Origin of the sequence: Sphingobium sp. WTD-1 (assembly GCF_030128825.1) — a bacterium.
Lineage (GTDB): Bacteria > Pseudomonadota > Alphaproteobacteria > Sphingomonadales > Sphingomonadaceae > Sphingobium.
The window spans coordinates 666,183-688,265 of record NZ_CP119127.1 but is presented as its reverse complement, the minus strand read 5'-3'; the positions used below and the strand labels follow the sequence as shown (position 1 = coordinate 688,265).

Genomic DNA, 22,083 nt, shown 5'->3' with positions numbered 1-22,083 from the left:
CCTTTTACGGAAGTCTCGCCTGGGCCCTGCGCGCGCTACCCCGCCCGCACGACCCAGCTATGTCGAATGGATACGCACGCCGGTGATAAGTTCCTTGTCCGGCGTGTCTTTTTATCCCTGACGATTGGCGACCAGATTATCCACCACCGACGGGTCGGCAAGTGTACTAACGTCCCCCAGCGCCTGCGCGGACACTTCGCCCTCGGCGATCTTGCGCAATATGCGGCGCATGATCTTGCCCGAACGCGTCTTGGGCAGGCCGGGCGCGAACTGGATCGCGTCGGGCGTGGCGATCGGGCCGATTTCGGTCCGCACCCATTTCACCAGATCCTTGCGCAGGTCGTCACTCGGTTCCTCGTTCGCGTTCAGCGTGACATAGGCATAGATGCCCTGGCCCTTGATGTCGTGCGGGAAGCCGACCACGGCGGCCTCGGCGACGCTTTCATGCAGCACCAGCGCGCTCTCGACCTCGGCCGTGCCCATGCGGTGGCCGGACACGTTGATGACATCGTCGACCCGGCCGGTGATCCAGTAATAGCCGTCCGCGTCGCGCCGCGCGCCGTCGCCGGTGGTATATTTGCCGGGGAAGGTCGTAAAATAGGTCTGGAAGAAGCGCTCATGGTCGCCCCACACCGTGCGCATCTGACCCGGCCAGCTGCCCGCGATCACCAGATTGCCTTCGGTCGCGCCGTCCTGCACCGCGCCGTCGCCGTCCAATATCTGGGGAATGACACCGGGCATCGGCAGGGTCGCGCTGCCCGGCTTCAGGTCGGTGGCGCCCGGCATCGGCGCGATCATCGCGCCGCCGGTCTCGGTCTGCCACCAGGTGTCGATGATCGGACAGCGGCCTTCGCCGATGACGCCATGATACCAGCGCCAGGCTTCCGGATTGATCGGTTCGCCGACCGTGCCCAGCACGCGCAGCGAGGCGCGGCTGGTCGAATGCACATAGTCGTCGCCCTCCTTCATCAGCGCGCGCAGCGCCGTGGGGGCGGTGAAGATGGTATGGACCTGATGCTTGTCGACCACTTCCCAGATGCGCGCCGGGGTCGGCCAGTTGGGCACGCCCTCATACATCAGGGTGGTCGCGCCGTTCGCCAGCGGGCCGTAGACGATATAGCTGTGGCCCGTGACCCAGCCGATGTCGGCGGCGCACCACCAGATGTCGCCGGGCCGATAGTCGAAGCACAGTTCATGGGTCAGGCTGGCCCACAGCAGATAGCCGCCGCTCGTATGCAGCACGCCCTTGGGCTTGCCGGTCGAGCCGGAGGTGTAGAGGATGAACAGCGGGTCTTCCGCATTCATCGGTTCGGGCGGGCAGTCGGCCGATACCTGCGCCGCGGCCTCATGCAGCCAGATGTCGCGCCCCTCCCGCATCTGCACCGCGCCGCCGGTCGCCTGCACGACGATCACCTTGTTGACGCAGGGCGCCTCGGCCAGCGCGGCATCGACATTGGCCTTCAGCGGCACGGTCTTGCCGGCGCGGCGCCCTTCGTCGGCGGTGATGACGATGGTCGAATCGCAATCGACCAGACGCCCGGCCAGCGCTTCGGGCGAAAAGCCGCCGAACACGACGCTGTGGATCGCGCCGATCCGCGCGCAGGCGAGCAGGGCAAAGGCTGCCTCGGGGATCATCGGCATATAGACGGTGATGCGGTCGCCCTTCCGCGCGCCTGCGTCCTTCAGCACATTGGCAAGGCGACAGACTTCCTCATGCACCTGCTTGTAGGTGTAGCGGCGCACATCGGCGTCCGGGCTGTCGGGTTCCCAGATGATGGCAATCTGGTCGCCCCGCTCGGCCAGATGCCGGTCGATGCAGTTGGCGCTGACGTTCAGTTCGCCGTCGGCGAACCATTTGACGCCGAAATCGGCCTCATGGAAGCTGCTTTCGTCGGCCTTGGTCGGCGGCGTGATCCAGTCCAGCCGCTGCGCCCGCTCCAGCCAATAGGCGTCGGCATCCTCGATCGAGCGTGCATAATCGGCCGCGCGGCCTTCCCGGTCCAACAGGGCCTGGGCGGCCCATTGGGAGGGAACCGGGAAGAAATCGTCAGACATCCAGCTATCCTTTCCTGTGCGCTAAATTCCATGCGCTTGCAGCAGGTTGTAGGAGGCGCGCAGCATGACTTAAAGGGCCGATGCGCGTTTCGCCGTGTTTCTGTGTTTTTGCGCCTTTCCCGGCGCGCGGCCCCGGCCTAACAGAAGATCATATGTGGCAACTTTTCCAATTCCCGCTCTGTCCCTTCTCCCGCAAGGTCCGTCTGCTGCTTGGCGAGAAAGGCATCGGCTATGATCTGGTGCGCGAATCTCCCTGGGAAATGCGCGACGAGTTTCTGGATCTCAATCCGGCCGGCACCACCCCGGTGGTCGTCGACCAGGAAAAGGGCGTCACGCTGATCGACAGCCAGGCGATCTGCGAATATTTCGAGGAAACGGTCGAAAAATTCCCGCTCATCTCCGGCACGGCCGCAGGCCGGGCGGAAGTGCGGCGCCTGACCGCCTTCTTCGACCAGAATTTCTATGGCGATGTCGTCGGCCCGCTGCTGCATGAGCGGATGAAGAAGCGGCTGATCGAGCGCGTCTCGCCCGATGCCCGCGTCCTGCGGGAGGCGATGCGCCGGGCCAATGTCCATATGGACTATATGGATTATCTGCTCGACCATCGCAGCTGGATGGCTGGCGGCACGCTCAGCCTCGCCGATATCGCGGCGGCGGCGCATCTGTCGGTGGCGGATTATCTGGGCGGCATCGACTGGGCCGGGCATGAGCCGGTCAAGCGCTGGTATGCCGGCTTCAAGTCACGCCCCTCCTTCCGCCCGCTCTTGTCCGAACGGATGGAAGTCATCACCCCGCCGACCCATTATGAAAAGCCGGATTTCTAAACGGCACGAGGCGGCCTAGGGGGGATCGACATTCAGATGATGACGTGACGAAAATGGTGGTTTTCCGTGACCCGGAGCGCAGCGTACTTAAAGTACGAGAGCACCGGAAGCGCGGAGAACCGCCATTTGCAGGCCGTCAGCGCTGAATGTCGATCCCCCCTAGTCCGCTTCGGCCGCCAGATAGACGCGGTTGCGGCCATGTTCCTTGGCCAGGTAGAGGGCACGGTCGGCGGCTTTCAGCGCGGCGCGGGGGTCTTCATAGGCCAGGACATTCGCGACGCCGGCGGAAAAGCTCACCCGCTCCATCCGTTCGCCATTGGTGCGGTTGACCAGGCTGCGCGTCGCCAGATCCTCGCGCACGGCATCCACCGCCTCGCAGGTTTCGGCTGCCGTCTTGCCGCGGAACAGCATGACGAACTCCTCACCGCCATGGCGGGCGACATGGCATCGGTCGTCGGAAATCTTGGCGAGCAGGCCGGCTACGAACTTCAGCACCCGGTCGCCGGTCTCATGGCCATGGGTGTCGTTGACCAGCTTGAAATGATCGATGTCGCAGAAGGCGACCGACAATTGCTCGTCGCCTTCCTTCGCCAGTTTCAGCTCCTCGCGTAGCACGCCTTCAAAGGCGCGGCGATTGGGCAGGCCGGTCAGATGATCATGTTCGGCGGCGCGGCGTGCGGTCTCCAGGCTCGATTTCAGCGCCTGGGTCTGCTTCTGGTTCTCGCGCAACTGGCTTTCGACCTGGCGGGTCTTCTCCACCATCGACCGGGTCAGGCCGACGAGCCGTGCCAGGATCGGCTCATGATCGCCGCCAACCGCCAGGCCCTTGGCCTGTTCCTGCAATGCTGCGCCATAATCCTTGGCTGAATTGCGCGATTCCGTCATCAGGCCGGTAAACTGGTCCAGATTTTCCTCGACCTTGTCGAGCATGGAGGCGAGTGCGTCCGGCGTCACCTCGTCCGCGCGCTGGCTGGCGGCTACCGATTCCATCCACGCATTGCTGATCTTGCCGCGCTCCATCAGCACCGCCTGAACTGCCTTTTCGACGCCGATATTGGCGCCGGTCAGATAGTCGAGCGCCACGCCGAAATTGAGCGGCGTCAGGTCCAGATCATGGGCGAACAGAAATTCGCCGATCTCCTCATAGAGACGTCGGCGGCGATTGACCTCGCGGCTGGCGGCACTACCCGCCCGTGCGCGCTGCTCGCTCGCCGGCTGCGGTTCATCCGGCTTGCCGGACAGGCCCCTGGCCCAGCGGGAAAGGCGGTCGGTCAGCCCCTGATGCGAGCCGGCGTTGGATGTGGATGCCCCAGTCATGCATTCTATAACGGAGGCACCGGATCAAGGTTAAGGGCGTGCTTGGCAAAAGTCGCACGGGGTTGAATCCGCGCCAGTTTTTCCGTTGCGCGTCAGATGTTTGCGGCGACCAGCCAGTCACGGAAGATGCGCACCGAGCGGGTCTGCAGCGCGCGCGGGCGGCAGACGAAATAATAGCGATATGGGCTTTCGACGCGGATGTTGGGGAACAGCCGGATCAGGCGGGGATCGCCCGACTGTTCGAAATGGCTGGCATGCATGACCGCGACGCCCAGCCCCTGGGCGGCGGCTTCCAGCATCAGCTGGCCCGAATCATAATTGTCGATCGCCAGCGGCTGCAGGTCGGGAATGCCAGCAACATCCTTCCACGCGTCGAAGGACAAGGCCATGTCGCGATGCAGCAGGATCGTCTGCTGGGCCAGCTCGCTCGGAGAATGCAGGCTGTTCGGCCCTTCCGCCATCTCGCGGCGGCCGATCAGATAGACCTGCTCATGGTCCAACTCATAGGCATAGAGCGCCGGATCGATATCCTTGCTCGCCAGCACGATCGCTGCATCCAGCCCTTCGCCCAAGCGCGCGACGGCATGGGGCGTCGTCTCGATGTCGATATGCAGTTGCGGATGTTGCTGGCGCAGCCGGCCCAGATGCGGAAACAGCCGCTGCGTCGCGAACAGCGGCATCACCGCTAGGCGCAGGCGAAGCTGGTTGCCGCCGCTCTGGATATTCTCCAGCGCCTGGCTGAGAGAATCCAGCGCCGGGGCGATGTCGTCCAGCAGCCGCTGGCCTTCGGAATTGATCTCCAGCGCCTGATGCTTGCGGTCGAACAAGGGGCGCCCGATGAATCGCTCCAGCGCCTGGACGCGGCGGCTCAGCGCCGGCGTCGACAAGGCGAGTTCCTCGGCGGCCGCCTTGACCGAACCAAGGCGGGCAACCTGAACAAAGGCCTCCAGGGCCGTAAGAGGCGGCAATCTGCGCATAATCGTTAAATTCTATAAGCCGGTCCGCTGCGTCGCATCATCTGTCATTATCAAGCGGCGCGCTTCCCCGGTTCAAGCATCCTGACTGCAATGAGCAGGAAAACGCGGCAAATGGCAAGATGCAAAAAATGCAACTCCTCGATTCTTTTCGCACTTGCAAAAATACCCGCTGCAGCGCACATAGAAAAGGCCTTTCAGGCATCCTCTCCTAAAACTTTTCGGGCTGGTCTTCGGATCGGCCCTTTTTTTGTTCCCGGCATAACGAAGCACGGCCCCTTTCCCTCACCCCCGGCGTTACCTATCTTCGTTTCGCAACCAAAAGGACGGGGATGACCATGGCCGATCAGGATAGCAGCGGACGCAGGATTCAGGTCGCCAACGCGCGGCCGGAAGATGCGGGGCGCGGTTTGGCGCGGCTTCCGCTGACGGTAATGGCCGAATTGCAGTTGGCCGAAGGCGATGTCGTAGAGATTGTCGGCAAGCGTTCGACTCCGGCTCGGGTAGTGCGTCCCTACAAGGAAGATGAGGGGCTGGACGTGTTGCGGCTGGATGGTTTGCAGCGCGCCAATGCCGGCGTCGGCTCGGGCGACTTCGTCCAGCTGCGCAAGATCGATCCGCGTCCGGCCCAGCGCGTGGTGTTCGCGCCTGCACAAAATAATCTCCGGCTCCAGGGCAATCCCGATGCACTGAAGCGGGTTTTCTTTCAGCGGCCGCTTGTCGCGGGCGATGTCGTCGCCACCGCCGGCCAGCAACAGGTGCCGCCCGGCGACATGCCGGCCCATCTGCGACAGATGCTGGCGGCGCCGGCCTATGCGCTGCAGGAAATCCGCCTGATCGTGGTGTCGACCGTGCCCAAGGGCATCGTCCATATCGATGCCGAGACCGAGGTGGAACTGCGCGCCGAATATGAGGAGCCGCGTGAATCCCGCCGGGCCGACGTCACCTATGATGATGTCGGCGGCATGGCCGAAACGATCGACCAATTGCGCGAGATGGTCGAGCTACCGCTGCGCTATCCCGAATTGTTCGAGCGACTGGGCGTCGATCCGCCCAAGGGGGTCATGCTCCATGGACCGCCGGGCACCGGTAAGACCCGGCTCGCCCGCGCCGTCGCCAATGAATCGGAAGCCGAATTCTTCCTCATCAACGGCCCCGAAATCATGGGCTCGGCCTATGGCGAGTCGGAAAAGAAGCTGCGCGACATTTTCGAGGAAGCGGCCAAGGCGGCACCCTCCATCCTCTTTATCGACGAGATCGACTCGATCGCGCCCAAGCGCGGTCAGGTCACCGGCGAGACGGAAAAGCGCCTCGTCGCCCAGCTTCTCACGCTGATGGACGGGCTGGAGCCGCGCACCAATCTGGTCGTCATCGCCGCCACCAACCGGCCCGAGGCGATCGATGAAGCGCTGCGCCGACCCGGCCGGTTCGACCGCGAAATCGTCGTCGGCGTGCCCGACGAACGCGGCCGGCGCGAGATATTGGGCATCCATACCCGCGGCATGCCGCTCGGCGACCGGGTCGATCTCGCCGAACTGGCGCGCATGACCTATGGCTTTGTCGGCGCCGATCTTGCCGCGCTGACCCGCGAGGCCGCGATCGAGACGGTGCGCCGGCTGATGCCGCGCCTTAATCTGGAGGAAGGCACGATCCCGCCCGACGTGCTGGAGGATCTGTCGGTCACGCGGGAGGATTTCCTCTCGGCGATCAAGCGGGTCCAGCCCTCGGCCATGCGCGAGGTGATGGTGCAGGCGCCCAATATCGGCTGGGCCGACATTGGCGGCCTGGACGATGCCCAGATGCGCCTCAAGGAAGGGGTCGAACTGCCGCTCAAGGATCCCGACGCCTTCCGGCGCCTGGGCATCCGCCCGGCCAAGGGCTTCCTCCTCTATGGTCCGCCGGGCACCGGCAAGACATTGCTGGCCAAGGCGGTCGCGCGTGAGGCGCAGGCCAATTTCATCGCCACCAAGTCGAGCGACCTCCTGTCCAAATGGTATGGAGAGAGCGAGCAGCAGATTGCCCGCCTGTTCGCCCGCGCGCGACAGGTGGCGCCGACCGTCATCTTTATCGACGAACTGGACAGCCTGGTCCCCGCCCGTGGCGGTGGCCTTGGCGAGCCGGCCGTAACGGAGCGGGTGGTCAACACCATCCTCGCCGAAATGGACGGGCTGGAGGAATTGCAGTCGGTGGTCGTCATCGGCGCCACCAACCGGCCGACCCTGGTCGATCCGGCGCTGCTGCGCCCCGGCCGCTTCGACGAACTCATCTATGTGCCGGTGCCCGACCAGGCCGGGCGCAAGCGCATCCTGGCGATCCATACGAAGAAGATGCCGCTGGCCGGCGATGTCGATCTCGACCAACTCGCGCAGCGGACGGAGCGGTTCACCGGCGCGGATCTGGAGGATCTGTCCCGCCGGGCTGGCCTCATCGCGCTGCGCCAGTCGCTGCGGGTCGAAGCCGTCACCATGGCCCATTTCGAGGCGGCGCTGGAGGAAACCCGCGCCTCGGTCACGCCGGAAATGGAGCGGGAATATGAGCAGATCCAGGCGACCTTGAAGCAGAGCGCGATGCAGGTCGATCCGATCGGCTTCATCGCGCCCGGCATGCTGCGCGCCCGCGAACGCTGATGGACTTGGGATAAGCGCGCGGCCGGAGGCGGGGTGAACCCATCGCCTGGCCGCGCGTTCTATCTCATGGCGCGCAAAGCCGCTTGCCAGCGGACATCAATTTTGCGAGGCCGATTTTGTTAGTCAGTCAGGCGGATTTTGATGGCCTCCCTACCGTTCAAAGACAAGAAGACCAGGATTTCGACGCGCGGTGGCAGCCGCTCCTTCCGCAGCCAGTGGGCCATGTTCTTCCGCCAGTTCATGAAGCATCCCGGCATGATCGGTTCGGTCATCCCCTCCTCGTCGCAACTGGTCGCGCGCTCGCTGGACGGCGTCGACTGGGCACGGACCCGCCTGTTCGTCGAATATGGTCCCGGCGTCGGCACCTTCACCCAGGCCATTCTCGACCGGATGCATCCTGATGCCACCTTGCTGGCGATCGACCTCAATCTCGATTTCGTCGCCTATCTGGAGGATGCGATCGACGATCCGCGCCTGCGCGTGGTCCATGGCTCGGCTGCCGACGTGCGCCGCTTCGTCAAGGAAGCGGGCTATCAGAAGGCCGACTATGTCCTTTCGGGCCTGCCTTTCTCCACCCTGCCGACGGGCGTGGGCGAAACCATCTGTGAAGAGACGCGCGCCGTGCTGCGTCCGGGTGGCAGCTTCATCATCTACCAATATTCGCGCTATGTCCGCCGCCTCATCGACCCGCTGTTCGACCAGGTCAGTGACGAACTGGAATGGCGCAACGTCCCGCCCTGTCGCCTGTTCCGCGCGGCCAAGGAAGAGGCGCTGGCCCAGGCGGCCTGATCTTTCCTGATCTGCATCAATATATGGCGGAAATTACGTATTCGCGCCTGCTGGCCATTTGACTCCGCTCTGGACTTGAGCGACCCATTGCATGGGGACAAGGGGGTTATATGGCGTCATACGCCGAAGGCAGCGATCCGTGGGCCGACCTCTTTCTGTCGGCCGCGCTGGAGCCACAGCTCTGGGATGCGGCGCTGCGCGCCATGGCGCAGGCGACGGGGTCGCGCCACGGGCAACTGATCGGTTTCGGTCCTGGTGCCGCGGCCTTCAACTGGATCAGCGACGTGGCCCCGGATATCATCGAAAAGTCATCGATGATCGACGGCGCGGCCCCGGACCTCAATTTCCGGGTCGCGGCCGACCGACTGCCAGCGCGCCCGGCGATTGTGCATGAAGCCCATTATGATATTGCGCGTCAGGCGTTGCGCGCCGACGACTATCTCGACCTGTGCAGCGATTATGACATTTTTCACGGTTGCCAGACGCGCCTGGTCGCCGACGATAATATGATGATCGGCTTCGCGCTGTTGCGCAGCGAGGCGGATGGCCGCACCAGTGCGGAACAGCGCAACCTGTTCGCCGAGCTCGCAAACCATGCCCGCCATGCCGTCCGGTTGCAGCGCGCGATCGAGCAACAGGGCTTTGGTCTGTTGGCCGGCACGTTCGAAACCATGGACCGCGCCTGTTGGCTGCTTGACGCGACCGGGCGGGTGGGGGGCATGACGCCGCGCGCCGACGCCTTACTGTCTGCCAGCCGGCTACGGGTCGTCGATGGCTGGTTGCAGAGCGATCGGAGCGACGAAACGCGCGCCATCCTGCGCTCCGTGCGCGCGGTGGTGGACGTGCCGGCGCGCGAAGCCGATCCGGTGGCGCTGGCCGATGCCGATGGCGGCGTCGGCATCATGCTGGAATTCTTCCCATTGCCGGCGCGGCCATGGGCGCTGCCCTTTGCGCCGCGTGCGATCATCGTTGCACGGGTAGGGGCTCCGACAGAGCGGCATGTCCGCCTGTTGATGCGGACCTTTCGCCTGACCCCGGCTGAGGCGGATATCGCCATCCATCTTGCCGCAGGCCTGTCCCGTGCGGATATTGCGGCGCGGCGCGGTGTGTCGGCCGAGACGCTCAAGGCCCAATTGCGCTCCATCTATGACAAGACCGGTTGCAGCCGGGAATCCCAATTGGTCCGCATCGTCGGGATGATGAGCAGCTGAGTGCCGAATTTTATTACGGGAAATGCGCAATTTACCCCTATCGGGGTATGCGCTGGCACCGCCGCAAGGCTAGGTGAGTCGAGGAGGCAGGACTATCTTGCCTGCCGACGGCCGATCCATATGCGACCCATGGGTCGGCCGCCGGCAACCGCTCCCTACCATCTTCCCTCTTCGTCAGGGTTCCGTCCTGCGACATTTTCGTGCTAAGCCGCTGCCGAATTTGAAGCGAGATTACCGATGAACGACCTGACGCAGACCCCCGAAATGCTGATCGCGCAGATGGGCGCGCGTGCGCGCCGCGCCGCCGCCCTGCTCGCGCCAGCCGGGGACGCGCAGAAGGTCGACGCGCTGCGCCGCGCGGCCCAGGCGCTGCGCGATCAGGCGCCCGCTATCCTCGCCGCCAATGCGCGCGACATGGACAATGGCATCGACAATGGCCTGTCCGCCGCGATGCTGGACCGGCTGCGGCTGGACGAGGATCGGATCGCTGCCATGGCCGCCGGGGTCGATCAGGTCGCGACTCTCGACAATCCGCTCGGCAGCGTGATCGACAGCAGCGTGCGCCCCAACGGGCTGGAATTGAGCCGCGTCCGCGTGCCGCTGGGCGTCATCGGCATCATCTATGAAAGCCGCCCCAACGTCACCGCTGACGCCGCAGCTCTCTGCCTGCGCGCCGGCAATGCCGTAATCCTGCGCGGCGGCAGCGAGGCGAAGGAAAGCAACCGCGCCATCCACGCCGCCATGGCAGAGGGGATCGCCGCCGCCGGCCTGCCCGCCGAAGCGGTGCAGCTCATTCCCACCACCGATCGCGCGGTGGTCGGCGCGCTGCTGCGCGCATCGGATTTCGTCGATCTCATCGTGCCGCGCGGCGGCAAGAGCCTGGTCGCGCGCGTGCAGGAAGAGGCGCGGGTGCCCGTCCTCGCCCATCTTGACGGCATCAACCACAGCTATGTCGATGGCGCGGCCGATCCCGCCATGGCGGAAAGCCTGGTGCTCAATGCCAAGCTGCGCCGCACCGGCGTCTGCGGCTCGACCGAAACGGTACTGATCGACCGCGCCTATGGCCATGCCCCCGCGCTGGTGAAGGCGCTGCTCGACGCCAAATGCGAAGTGCGCGGCGATGACGCGGTGCAGGCGATGGACGAACGCGTGGTCGCCGCATCGGATGAGGATTGGGACACCGAATATCTCGACGCCATCGTCTCGATCCGGCTGGTCGATGGCGTGGAGGAGGCGATCGCCCATATCGCCGCCCATGCCAGCCATCATACCGACGCGATCATCACCGAGGATGCGGCGGTGGCCGAACGCTTCCTCAACGCCGTCGACAGCGCGATCGTGATGTGGAACGCCTCGACCCAGTTCGCCGATGGCGGCGAGTTCGGCCTGGGCGCGGAAATCGGCATCTCGACCGGCCGTCTCCACGCGCGCGGTCCGGTCGCGCTCGAAGGGCTCACCACCTATAAATGGATCGTCCGCGGCCGCGGCCAGGCCCGGCCGTAAGGCATTTTCCGGGTGAAGGGGGAAATTTACCCCTTCACCACCCTATCGATCGCCTTCAACTGCTTCAGCATTGGCCCGACCCAGTCGAGTTTCAGCATCACCGGCCCGTCCGACGGGGCATTGTCCGGGTCTTCATGCGCCTCGGCGAAGATTGCCGCCACGCCGGCCGCCACCGCGCTGCGCGCCAGCAGCGGGGCATAGTCGCGCTGGCCGCCGGAGGCCGACCCCAGCCCGCCGGGCTGCTGCACCGAATGGGTGGCGTCGAACACGACGGGATAGCCCGTTTCCGCCATCACCGGCAGCGCGCGCATGTCGCTGACCAGCGTATTATAGCCGAAACTCGCGCCCCGCTCGGTCAGCAATATGCGCTCATTGCCGGTCGAGGCGACCTTCTGCGCCACCGCCGCCATGTCCCAGGGGGCCAGGAACTGCCCCTTCTTGACGTTGATCACCGCGCCGGTCTTGCCTGCCGCGATCAGCAGGTCGGTCTGGCGACAGAGAAAGGCCGGGATCTGCAGGATGTCCACCGCCTGCGCCGCCGCCTCCACCTGTTCGGGGCCATGAATGTCGGTCAGCACCGGGCAGCCCAGCACCGCCTTCACCTCGGCCAGGATCGCCAGCCCCGCGTCGATGCCGACGCCGCGCTTGCCCGATACCGATGTGCGGTTGGCCTTGTCGAAGCTGCTCTTGAAGATGAAGGGCACGCCCGCATCTGCCGCCGCCTTGGCCAGCGCATCGGCCATGAACAGCGCATGGTCGCGGCTCTCGATCTGGCAGGGGCCGGAAATCAGGACGAAGGGCAGGTCGTTGCCGAAAGTAACCGGGCCGACCTTCACATGCTTGGGATCGCTCATGCCGCTCACTTGGGCGCCTTTGCGAAGCGGCGCAACAATTGTCCGCGCCACAGCCCCTTGCCGGGATGATAATTCCAGCAGAACCAGCCAAAGGTCAGGCAGGCGATCAGCGAGGGCAGCGCCATCGGATCGCCATTGGCCTTCATATGGCGATAGAATGTCATGTCGGCGCGCCAGCGGTCGCGCTCGCTGCCGCCGCCATTGATGCCATACATATTGTCATGCTTCCTACAGCCGACATTCCGGTTGTATTTGCGATGGTCTATGAAATAGCAATAGTCGCGTTCGGGCGTGGTCATGTCCCGATTAGGACCGGGGCAGTGCAGAAATTCAAGCGTAAAGTCTTTTACCTGGGTGGTTTTGATCCGCGCGGCGTCCGTTTCTATCACCAGCTCTATCGCGATCAGGCGGCCCGCTACACCGCGCTGACCGGCGAAGCGGTGGCGGTCAGCGCGCGCCGCGCCGGCCCCGCCAACTCGGCGCTGTGGACCGTCTCCAACGCCAGCGCCGGGGTCGAGACCGACTATGAATATCTTCGCTGGGAAGATTTGATCGGCAAGGTCTGGATCCGCCATCCCTTCACCCTCGCCTGGCGCGCGGCTCGCGCCTATGCCGGCCATGCCCGGTTGATGCAGTTCGGCCGGATGCGCAAATTGCGCCGCGGTCCGGTCATCACCATCCTCTATCCGCCGATCCTGGCCGTGCTGATCCCGCTGCTGCTGGCGCTGGTCCCGGCGCTGCTGCTGTCGCTGCTGCTGCCCTTCTGGGCCAGTGCGCTGGTCGGCATCGGCATCAGCGCCGTCTTCTCCGGCCGCATCCTCGACAAGCTGGTCGTGCCCTGGCTGCTGCGCTTCATGACCTATCATGGCGCGCTCGCCGCCGACGGGCCGGGCGACGAACTCGATGCCCGGCTCGACCAGTTCGCCGCCCGCATCGCGGCGGAGCTGGACGGCGACTGGGACGAGATCCAGCTCGTCACCCACAGCGCCGGCACGATCCTGGGCATGAGCCTGCTGCGCCGCATCCTTGCCATACGTAACGGCGCGCTGCCCGATCATTTCGTCATGGTCGGCATGGGGCAGGTGGTGCCGGTGATCGGCCTGCGCCGCGACGCGCTCTGGTATCATGCCGACCTGAAAGCGCTCGCCGACCAGCCTTTCCGCTATGTCGACATCAGCTCGCCGCCCGACGGCGCAGCCTATTACAACGTCAATCCGCTGCGCCTTGTCGCCGATCAATTTGCCGCGCGGGTGGACATGCTATCGCCGCGTTTCCATCTCTTCTACTTGGCCGAAAATTATCACGGGGGCTGGTCCAACAAATATGAGGCGCATTTCGATTATCTCAGGGTCGGCGACCGCCTGTCGCCGCTGGATTTCGTGAGCCTGACCGCCGGCCGCCGCACCGTGGACGAGGCGGTCGCCGCCTTTCGGACGATCCCGTGAGCGCGCCCTTCACGCCCCCCTATCCCGAGCCGCCCAGATCGAAGCGCGGCCTCGTCAAGCGCTTCCTGCGCGGCTGGCACAGCTGGATCCATGTGCTGTTCGATAAGAGCTATACGATGAAGATGGGCGAGATCCGCATGCCGGGTCAGACCATGTATATCGCCAATGAACTGCCGCTGGTGGACAAGATCCTCAAGGGCGGCACTGCCTTCCCCAAGCATAGCGAACTGGTCCGCAATCTCGATCCGCTGATCGGCAATTCGGTCTTCTCCGCCAATGGCGAGGATTGGGAAAGCCAGCGGGCAATGGTCAATCCCGCCTTTGCCCATACCGCGCTCAATCGTTCCATGCCGCTGATGGTCGCCGCCGCCGACGATCTGCTCGCCCGGCTCGATGCTGCCGATCGATCAAAGCCGGTCGATATCGACCCGATGATGACCCATGTCGCGGCCGACATCATCTTCCGCACCCTCTTCTCGCAGACGCTGGACGAAGAACGCTCCAACATCATCCATACCGCCTTCGGCCGGTTCCAGCGGCTCGCCCATTCCGCCTCGATGCTGCGCCTCTACGGCATCCCCGCCGGCTGGTTCGAGAAACGCTCGAAAGGGCCGGCCCGCGCCATCCATGACGTGTTCCGCCCGATCGTTGAGGCCCGCTACGAAGGCTATCATGACCGGGGCGAGGCGCCCCATCGCGACATTCTCCAGTCGCTGATCGAGGTGCAGGATGCGCAGACCGGCGCCCATTTCACCTGCGAACAGGTGATGGAACAGGTGTCGACCATCTTCCTTGCCGGCCATGAAACCTCGGCCAGCACCATGACCTGGGCGCTCTACATGCTGGCCGAATGCGCCCATATCCAGGATCGGGTGCGCGCCGAAGTGGCCGGCATCGCCGGCGACGATGTGCTGACCGCGCCGATGCTCAAGGATATGGGCCATGTCCGCAACATCTTCCGCGAAACGCTGCGCCTCTATCCGCCGGTCGCCTTCTTCCCGCGCGAAGTCACCTGTCCGATGGAGATGCGCGACAAGCAGCTGGAAGAAGGATCGATGCTGGTCGTCGCGCCCTGGCTGACCCAGCGCAACAAGGACAACTGGGCCTGCCCGCACGCCTTCGATCCCGACCGGTTCGATGATCCGGCCAATGCCGACATGGTGAAACAGGCCTGGTTCCCCTTCGGCCGCGGCCCGCGCGTCTGCGTCGGCGCCGGCTTCGCCCAGCAGGAGGTGATGACCGTGATCGCCTCGGTCATCCGCCGCTACCGCCTCACCATGCCCGCCGGCTTCAAACCCGAACCCATCAGCCGCCTCACCATCCGCCCGCGGACCGGCATGAAGCTGCTGTTCGAGCGGATTTAGGAAACGTATCGCTGACTGATCCTCCCCTGTAAGGGGAGGGGGACCATTTGCATCGCAAATGGTGGAGGGGTGTCACGCTCTCGATAGGGGGATACCCCTCCGTCAGCGCTGCGCGCTGCCACCTCCCCTTGCAGGGGAGGATGGATTTGAGCTGTGCCCTATCGGCCCTGCGCCGCCGGCAGATCAATACTGATTGCGCGTGTTTCGGTCGGGATCGGTGCCGCCATGATCGCGATCCCCGCGACGATCCCCAGCACGCCCCACACCCAGCGCTTCGCGCGCAAATCCATGACGCCGCGCGCCAGGCAGTAAAGGCCGGCCAGGACCAGGATGATGGCGGCGATCATGCGACTTCCTCTTTTGCGGTCTCGTCTTCGGGTACGACATCGACGGCGACGCTGATGCTCTGGCCCGATCCGCCGACGAACAGCCCGTCCATCGGCGCGACATCGGCATAGTCGCGGCCCATGGCGATGAACAGATGATCCTCGCCAGTGATGACGCCATTGGTGGGGTCGAAGCCGATCCACCCACGCGTCGGCCCGCACCACAGCATCACCCAGGCATGCATGGCGTCGGCGCCGACCAGCCGGGGCATGCCCGGCGGCGGATAGGTGCGGAGGTATCCGCTGACATAGGCGGCGGGCAGGCCGACGAGGCGCAGCGCCACCACCATCACATGGGCGAAATCCTGGCACACGCCATGGCGCGCGGCAAAGGCGTCGGCCACCGGCGTGCCGGCATCGGTGGCGCTGGGATCATAGGCGAAGTCCGCCTTGATCCGCTGCGCCAGTTCCCATGCAGCCGCGACGACCGGCCGATCGGGCGCCAGCATCGCGCCCGCCCAGCTGCCGATCGCGTCCAGCATCGGCGCGCGGGGCGAGGCATAGAGGAATTGCGCGGGGGCAGAGGCGCTGATGTCGCGATCGGCCAGGGCCGCGCGCGCTACCATGGCGATGCTGGGGTCGTCTGCCTGCGGCAGGATCGGCGCGCCGCCCGCCACCCCGGCGCGGAAGCGGCTCTCGATCGTCAATTGCCGCAATGGCTGGTCGATCACCAGCCGCTCGACATGCACCGGCCAGGCGCCCGGCCGCGCCTCGATCGACAGCGGCGCGGGATCGACGCTCAAGGCATAGTCGGCGGTCCATTGCCCGGCCCAGGCCATCGGCCGCAGTCGCACATTGAAGCGGGCGACCCGCACCGGCGCGCCATAGCGCAATATGCTTCTGTGCCGGACATGGTAGATCATGACAGCAGCTCTGCGCCCTCGACCTTTTCCGTCTTGCGGACCTGCAGGAAATAGCGCTGGCCGATCGCGTCGGACAAGGCGAGCAGCCGGCTTTCGATATCGGTCAGCGCCGCCATGGTCAGCATGTCGCCGGTCAGCGGCGCCAGCGTCGCCGCCAGCGCGCCGGCCAGTCGCTGCGGTTCCTCCGGCATGCCATCGCCACGCAGCGTCGGCAAAGCGGCGACATGCTCGGCGATGCGCTGCGCCTGATAGGCGATCGAGCGCGGATTTTGCGGCTCCAGCGCCACCAGATCGCGCACCGGCGGCAACGACGGGCCGGTCAAATAGCGGTTGCGATAGCTGATCTGGCTGTCATGCAGGTCGAGCAGCACGGTCAGGTCGTCGGCCGACGCCCAGTCGCTGCCCAGCAGCAAGGTCAGCCGGCATCCGGTGATCGCCCGCTCGATTCGCCGCCCCATGTCGTGGAAGCGCCACCCCTCGGTGCGTGCCATATTCTCCGCCGCCAGGCCCGACAGCGCCGAAATCCGCTCGATCATGCGCGATGCCGCATCCAGCAGCGTTTCGGTCACCGCTCCGTCGAACGCGGGCAGGGGCAGGCGCACCAGTCGCCAGAAATCGGTTGCCAGCCGATCACGCAGCCCCTCGCCGATATTGGCGACCACGCCCATCAGCGCGCGCACGCTGCCGGGCTGGCGCGCATCGCCCAGCGCCTGCGCGCATAGCGCGCCGACCGGCTGCGCCGCGTTTCCAGTGGCCCCCCATAGGGCAAGCTGCCCCGCCAGCCGCGCCATGGTCGGCGAATCCGACGACGGCCCCATATCGACCTCGATCGATTCGCCCACCACCGCGCGGATCACCCGCAGCGTCATTTCGGTCCGCTCGATATAGCGGCCCAGCCAGTAGAGATTGTCCGCCGCCTTGGTCGGCAACAGCCCTCCGATCCGCCGGATCGCCGGCGCGCCACCGTCGCCCAACAGCGTATCGGGCGGCACCGGCTGGCTGTCGATCACGCACATGTCGGCCGACATGTCGCCTTCGCCCATCAGCGCCGCGCGGATATCGCCATGGGCGGCCAGCCGCGCAAAGGCGCCCGGCATGATCCGCCATTGCCCCAGCCCATCGCGCGCCACGAACACGCGCAGGGTGAAGGGCAGGGGGGTGAGGCGCCCGCCGACGATCGCCGGGGTGGTGGACAATTTCACCACCTCCTGCCCGACATAGTCCATCGGGCGCCGCGCCATCGTCTCCAGCAAGGTCGCGCGCTGGTCCGCGTCCAGCGTCGACCCCTGCACCGACCGGGCCGAGCCAAGCCCCGCCGCATCGCGGTCGAACGCCGATGCCACCAGCAATTCGTCCAGATGGCCGGTCACATGGCCGCGCTCGCGCTCCTGCCCGCACCACCAGGTGGCGATATTGGGCAGCAGCAATTCGGTGCCCAGCAGCGCCTTGGCCAGTTGCGGCAGGAAGGCGGCAAAGGCCCGCGCCTCGATCACGCCCGCGCCGGGCCAGTTGCTGACCATCAGCCCGCCGCGCGCGCAGGCATCATAAAGGTCGGGCACGCCGATCCGCGATTCCCCGTCGAACGCCAGCGGGTCGAGGAAGCGGCTGTCCATCCAGCGCCACAGCCCGTCGATCCGCTTCAGCCCCTCGATCGTGCGCACGAACAGGCGGCCGTCGCTGACGATCAGGTCATCGCCCTCGACCAGCATCAGGCCCAGATAACGGGCCAGATGCGCCTGTTCGGCATAGCTCTGGTTGAACCGGCCCGGCGTCAGCAGGCCGATGCGCGGATCGGCGCGCTGGCAATCGACCGCCAGGCCCCGGCGCAGATCGGCGAAGAAGGGCGCCAGCCGCCTCGTGTTCATCGCGCCGAGCAGGTCGCCGGTCGCGCGCGACAGCGCCAGCCTGTTCTCCAGCGCATAGCCGACGCCCACGGGCGTGCGCACCCGGTCGGCCAGCACCCGCCATTCGCCGTCCGGCCCGCGCCCGAGGTCCGCTGCATAGAAATGGAGATAATGGCCGCGCGGTGGCGCCGCGCCGGTCATCACCCGCCAATAATGCGGGCTGCCGGTCACCACCGTGGCGGGCAGCTTGCCCTCGCGCACCAGGCTCTGGCCGCTGTAGATGTCGCTGATCACCCGCTCCAGCAGCTCGGCCCGCTGCATCAGCCCCTGCTCGATCCGGGTCCATTCGCCCGCGCCGATCAGCATCGGGATCGGGCTCAGCGGCCAGGGCCGCTCCTGCTCGTCGCCGGTCAGGCGGAACGCCAGGCCCAGATCCTGCGCCTGTCGCTCGACATTGCCGGCTAGCGTCGCGGGATCGCCCTGTCCCTGTTCCGACAGGCGATCCAGCATCGCCCGCCAGCGGGGCGCCATCTCCGCGGGCGCCCCGGCGAACAGGTCGCCGCCCGACGCGCGCGCCAGATAGTCGCCGGCCCAGCCGGACGCTTCGAGACCCGGCAGGACAGGCGAGTCGGTCATCGTCTAATATTCGGGATGCCTGAACCGAAGGTCCAGCGTCATCGGAAATTCGCTCGGGGGTTCGGCCGGCGGCATGTCGACCGGGCCGGGCGTATGGCCATGATCCTGGAACCGCGCCTTGCGCCGCGCCTCCGCCTCATAGCTGTTGATCGGCACATCGTCATAATTGCGCCCGCCCGGATGGGCGACATGATAGACGCAGCCGCCCAGCGACCGGCCGCTCCAGCTGTCGAAGACATCGAAGGTCAGCGGCGCATTGGCGGGCAGATTCGGGTGCAGGCAATTGGCCGGCGCCCATGCCTTGTACCGCACGCCGCCCACCGCCTCGCCCGGCACGCCGGTCGGCGTCATCGGCACCCGCCGGCCGTTGCAGCTGACGATATGGCGCCCGGCGACCAGGCCCGACGCGCGCACCTGCAACCGCTCGGTCGAACTGTCGACATAGCGCACGGTGCCGCCGATCGCGCCGGTTTCACCCAGCACGTTCCACGGCTCCAGCGCATGGCTGATTTCCAGCCCGACGCCGCCGGCCTCCACGCTGCCATGCACCGGGAAGCGGAACTGGCGCTGCGCCTCGAACCAGTTGGGATCGAAATCATAGCCCGCCTGGCGCAGGTCGTTCAGCACCTCCAGGAAATCGGCCCAGACGAAATGGCCCAGGAAGAAACGGTCGTGCAGCGCCGTGCCCCAGCGCACCAGATTGCCCTGCTGCGGCTCGCGCCAGAACCAGGCGGTCAGCGCGCGCAGCAGCAATTGCTGGGCCAGGCTCATCTGCGGGTCTGGCGGCATCTCGAACCCGCGAAACTCGACGAGGCCCAGGCGCCCGGTCGGCCCATCGGGCGAGAACAGCTTGTCGATGCAGATTTCGGTGCGGTGGGTGTTGCCGGTCACGTCGACCAGCAGGTTGCGGAACAGCCGGTCGACCAGCCAGGGCGGCGGCAGCTTGTCCGCGCCGTCGCGCACCGGATTGGGCACCTGCGCCAGCGCGATCTCCAGTTCATACAGGCTGTCGTGCCGCGCCTCGTCGATGCGCGGCGCCTGGCTGGTCGGGCCGATGAACATGCCGGAAAACAGATAGGAGAGCGCGGGGTGCCGCTGCCAGTAGAGGACGAAGCTCTTGAGCAAGTCCGGCCGGCGGATGAACGGGCTGTCGTTGACGCTCGCCCCGCCCAGCACCAGATGATTGCCGCCGCCGGTGCCGACCGACCGGCCATCGACCATGAACTTGTCGGCGGTCATCTTCACCTCGCGGGCATCCTCATAGACGCCCTGGGTGATCGCCACCGTTTCCGCCCAGCTTGTCGCCGGCTGGATATTCACCTCGACCACGCCGGGGTCGGGCGTCACCTTCAGCACGTTGACGCGCGGGTCGGACGGCGGCGCATAGCCCTCGATCCGCACCGGGATGCGGGTCGCCTCGGCCACCTTCTCGACCTGCGCAATCAACTCCAGATAATCGTCCAGCGTCTTCACCGGCGGAATGAAGACGGACAGGAAATTGCCGCGCGGCTCCACCGTGACAGCGGTGCGCACCGCCCCTTCGATGAACACCTGTTCATGTCGGTCCTGATGCTCGGCCTGAGTCACCTCGGACCGCTCGAACCGTTCTGCCGGGGCTTCCGCCTCGGCACGATAATCGGCCAGCGGTTCGCGCGGTTCGCTCGTATCCTGCGGGTGGATATAGGGGAAATCGGACGGCGGCACATAGGGCAGGGTGCCCAGCGGCAGGCGGTATCCCAGTGCGGAATCCCCCGGCACCGCGAACAGCGCCTTGCGCCGCACCTTCCACACCTCGCTCTGCCAGCGCGGCGCGCTCGCCTGCGTCTGCCAGCGCTGGATCGGCAGCACATAGCCCACCGTCTTGGAAAGGCCGCCCTCGAACGCGCGCACCATCCGGCTGCGCTCCTCGGGATTGTCGAACTTGGGGTCGCCCGGCTCGGTATTGGCGGGGAGTTCCGCCTCCTTCACCGACCAGGCCAGTGCATCCTCGAACACCGGCTGGACGAAGTCCGTCTCGACCCCCAGCCCGTCCGCCATGGCGGTCAGGAAGCGGCCGGCATCCTCGGCGGTAATGGTCGTATCGCCCGCCTCCGGCTCGCCCGCGATCAGCCCGGCATCGCGCCAGATCGGTACGCCGTCCGCTCGCCAGTAGATCGAATAGCCCCAGCGCGGCAGGCTTTCGCCCGGATACCATTTGCCCTGGCCATGGTGCAGCAGCGCGCCCGGCGCAAAGCGGTCGCGCAGCCGCCGGATCAGTCGGTCGGCATAGCCCGCCTTGGTCGGCCCCACCGCATCACCATTCCATTCGCCGGCCTGCGGGTCGTCGACCGCGACGAAGGTCGGCTCGCCGCCGGTGGTCAGCCGCACATCCTGCGCGATCAGGTCGGCGTCCACCTGTTCGCCCAGCGCCATCAGCGACGCCCAGCGCCCCTCGGTAAAGGGCTTGGTGATCCGCACCGCTTCGGCAATGCGGCTGACATTCATCGCAAAATTGAAATCGACCTCGGCCGGTTCGGCCATGCCGCTGATCGGCGCGGCGGACCGATAATGGGGCGTGGCGCAGAGCGGGATATGGCCCTCGCCCGCAAACATGCCGCTGGTCGCATCAAGCGCGATCCAGCCGGCGCCGGGCACATAGGCCTCGGCCCAGGCATGCAGGTCGACCACATCCTGGGTGACGCCCTTGGGCCCTTCGATCGGCTCTACATCGGCAACAAGTTGAATCGAATAGCCCGACACGAAGCGGGCGGCAAAGCCGAGGCGTCGCAGCAGCTGCACCAGCAGCCAGGCGGAATCGCGGCACGATCCGGTGCCGATGTCCAGCGTCTCCTCGGGCGTCTGCACCCCGGTTTCCATGCGGATGACGTAGCCGATGCGCTGTTGCAGCTTGCTGTTCACATCGACGAGGAAATCGATCGTCCGTCCCTCGAACGACGCATGCTGCGCGACCAGCGCCTCGAACAGCGGCCCCTGCGCCTCGACGTCATAATAAGCGGCCAGATCGGTCTCCAGCTGCTCGTCATAGGTGAAGGGGTAATTTTCCGCATAGGGTTCGACGAAGAAGTCGAACGGGTTGATGATATCCAGATCGGCCAGCAGGTCGACCTCGATACTGAAATGGTCGACCGGATCGGGAAAGACGATCCGTGCCAGCCAGTTGCCGTGCGGGTCTTGCTGCCAGTTGAGGAAATGGTTCGCCGGCTCGATCTTCAGCGCATAATTGGGGATCTTGGTGCGACTGTGCGGCGCGGGCCGCAATCTTATCACTTGCGGACCCAGACGGATCGGGCGGTTGTAGCGATAGGCGGTCAGGTGGTGCAGCGCGGCCTTGAGCATGATGCGATCAGAAACCACGCTTTGCTGCAATGCAATGCGAAACTGTCGCTTGGCC

General features: G+C 65.8%; 16 protein-coding genes. 7 read left to right on the top strand and 9 right to left on the bottom strand.

Going from position 1 to position 22,083, the window contains the following annotated elements; all coding sequences use genetic code 11:
* Positions 1-111: 111 nt before the first annotated feature.
* Positions 112-2,055 carry an acetate--CoA ligase gene (gene acs, locus N6H05_RS03505; protein ID WP_284112732.1) on the bottom strand — a complete coding sequence of 648 codons (1,944 nt, stop codon included), beginning with the start codon at positions 2,053-2,055 and terminating at the stop codon, positions 112-114.
* Positions 2,056-2,207: 152 nt separating this feature from the next.
* Between acs and N6H05_RS03500 the strand changes: the two genes are divergently transcribed.
* Positions 2,208-2,879, top strand: a complete 672-nt coding sequence (locus N6H05_RS03500) for a glutathione S-transferase family protein (protein WP_004209410.1) — start codon at positions 2,208-2,210, stop codon at positions 2,877-2,879.
* Positions 2,880-3,038: 159 nt separating this feature from the next.
* Here the strand turns inward: N6H05_RS03500 and N6H05_RS03495 are convergent, their stop codons facing one another.
* A complete protein-coding gene (locus tag N6H05_RS03495; RefSeq protein WP_284112730.1) occupies positions 3,039-4,196 on the bottom strand; it encodes a GGDEF domain-containing protein in 1,158 nt (385 codons plus the stop codon).
* Positions 4,197-4,288: 92 nt separating this feature from the next.
* Positions 4,289-5,173, bottom strand: a complete 885-nt coding sequence (locus tag N6H05_RS03490) for a LysR substrate-binding domain-containing protein (RefSeq protein ID WP_284112729.1) — start codon at positions 5,171-5,173, stop codon at positions 4,289-4,291.
* A gap of 335 nt (positions 5,174-5,508) precedes the next feature.
* Between N6H05_RS03490 and N6H05_RS03485 the strand changes: the two genes are divergently transcribed.
* The 4 genes from N6H05_RS03485 to N6H05_RS03470 all read left to right on the top strand — a co-directional run bounded on the left by N6H05_RS03485 (position 5,509) and on the right by N6H05_RS03470 (position 11,300).
* Entirely contained in the window at positions 5,509-7,797 is a 2,289-nt protein-coding gene (locus tag N6H05_RS03485) for a CDC48 family AAA ATPase (protein WP_284114158.1), read from the top strand.
* Between the two features lie 141 nt (positions 7,798-7,938).
* The gene (locus tag N6H05_RS03480; RefSeq protein WP_284112728.1) at positions 7,939-8,586 is read left to right on the top strand and encodes a class I SAM-dependent methyltransferase; all 648 of its coding nucleotides are present in this window, start codon (positions 7,939-7,941) and stop codon (positions 8,584-8,586) included.
* Between the two features lie 110 nt (positions 8,587-8,696).
* Positions 8,697-9,797, top strand: a complete 1,101-nt coding sequence (locus N6H05_RS03475; protein ID WP_284112727.1) for a helix-turn-helix transcriptional regulator — start codon at positions 8,697-8,699, stop codon at positions 9,795-9,797.
* Positions 9,798-10,034: 237 nt separating this feature from the next.
* Complete coding sequence (locus N6H05_RS03470; protein ID WP_284112726.1) at positions 10,035-11,300, top strand: glutamate-5-semialdehyde dehydrogenase; 1,266 nt, start codon at positions 10,035-10,037, stop codon at positions 11,298-11,300.
* Positions 11,301-11,326: 26 nt separating this feature from the next.
* Here N6H05_RS03470 and kdsA read toward each other — a convergent pair whose 3' ends face one another.
* Together kdsA and N6H05_RS03460 are read right to left on the bottom strand one after the other, a co-directional pair.
* Entirely contained in the window at positions 11,327-12,154 is an 828-nt protein-coding gene (gene kdsA, locus N6H05_RS03465) for a 3-deoxy-8-phosphooctulonate synthase (protein WP_214864725.1), read from the bottom strand.
* Between the two features lie 5 nt (positions 12,155-12,159).
* Entirely contained in the window at positions 12,160-12,453 is a 294-nt protein-coding gene (locus tag N6H05_RS03460) for a hypothetical protein (RefSeq protein ID WP_284112725.1), read from the bottom strand.
* A gap of 21 nt (positions 12,454-12,474) precedes the next feature.
* On the opposite strand from N6H05_RS03460, the gene N6H05_RS03455 reads away from it, so the two are divergent.
* Together N6H05_RS03455 and N6H05_RS03450 are read left to right on the top strand one after the other, a co-directional pair.
* On the top strand, positions 12,475-13,599 hold the full coding sequence (locus N6H05_RS03455) for a hypothetical protein (protein ID WP_284112723.1): 1,125 nt from the start codon (positions 12,475-12,477) through the stop codon (positions 13,597-13,599).
* Complete coding sequence (locus tag N6H05_RS03450; protein WP_284112722.1) at positions 13,596-14,963, top strand: cytochrome P450; 1,368 nt, start codon at positions 13,596-13,598, stop codon at positions 14,961-14,963. The genes N6H05_RS03455 and N6H05_RS03450 overlap by 4 nt, the downstream gene beginning before the upstream one ends.
* A gap of 158 nt (positions 14,964-15,121) precedes the next feature.
* On the opposite strand, the gene N6H05_RS03445 is transcribed toward N6H05_RS03450, so the two are convergent.
* The 4 genes from N6H05_RS03445 to N6H05_RS03430 are packed head-to-tail and all read right to left on the bottom strand — an operon-like array spanning position 15,122 to position 22,028.
* Positions 15,122-15,310: a hypothetical protein gene (locus N6H05_RS03445; protein WP_284112721.1), complete on the bottom strand. Its 189-nt coding sequence runs from the start codon at positions 15,308-15,310 to the stop codon at positions 15,122-15,124.
* Positions 15,307-16,212 (bottom strand): transglutaminase family protein, encoded by a 906-nt coding sequence (locus N6H05_RS03440; protein WP_284112720.1) that lies wholly within the window; start codon positions 16,210-16,212, stop codon positions 15,307-15,309. Before N6H05_RS03440 ends, N6H05_RS03445 begins: the two co-directional genes overlap by 4 nt.
* Positions 16,209-18,692, bottom strand: coding sequence for a circularly permuted type 2 ATP-grasp protein (locus N6H05_RS03435; RefSeq protein ID WP_284112719.1), 2,484 nt, complete (start codon positions 18,690-18,692; stop codon positions 16,209-16,211). The genes N6H05_RS03440 and N6H05_RS03435 overlap by 4 nt, the downstream gene beginning before the upstream one ends.
* A 3-nt stretch (positions 18,693-18,695) precedes the next feature.
* Positions 18,696-22,028 carry a transglutaminase family protein gene (locus tag N6H05_RS03430; protein WP_284114157.1) on the bottom strand — a complete coding sequence of 1,111 codons (3,333 nt, stop codon included), beginning with the start codon at positions 22,026-22,028 and terminating at the stop codon, positions 18,696-18,698.
* Positions 22,029-22,083: the final 55 nt, after the last annotated feature.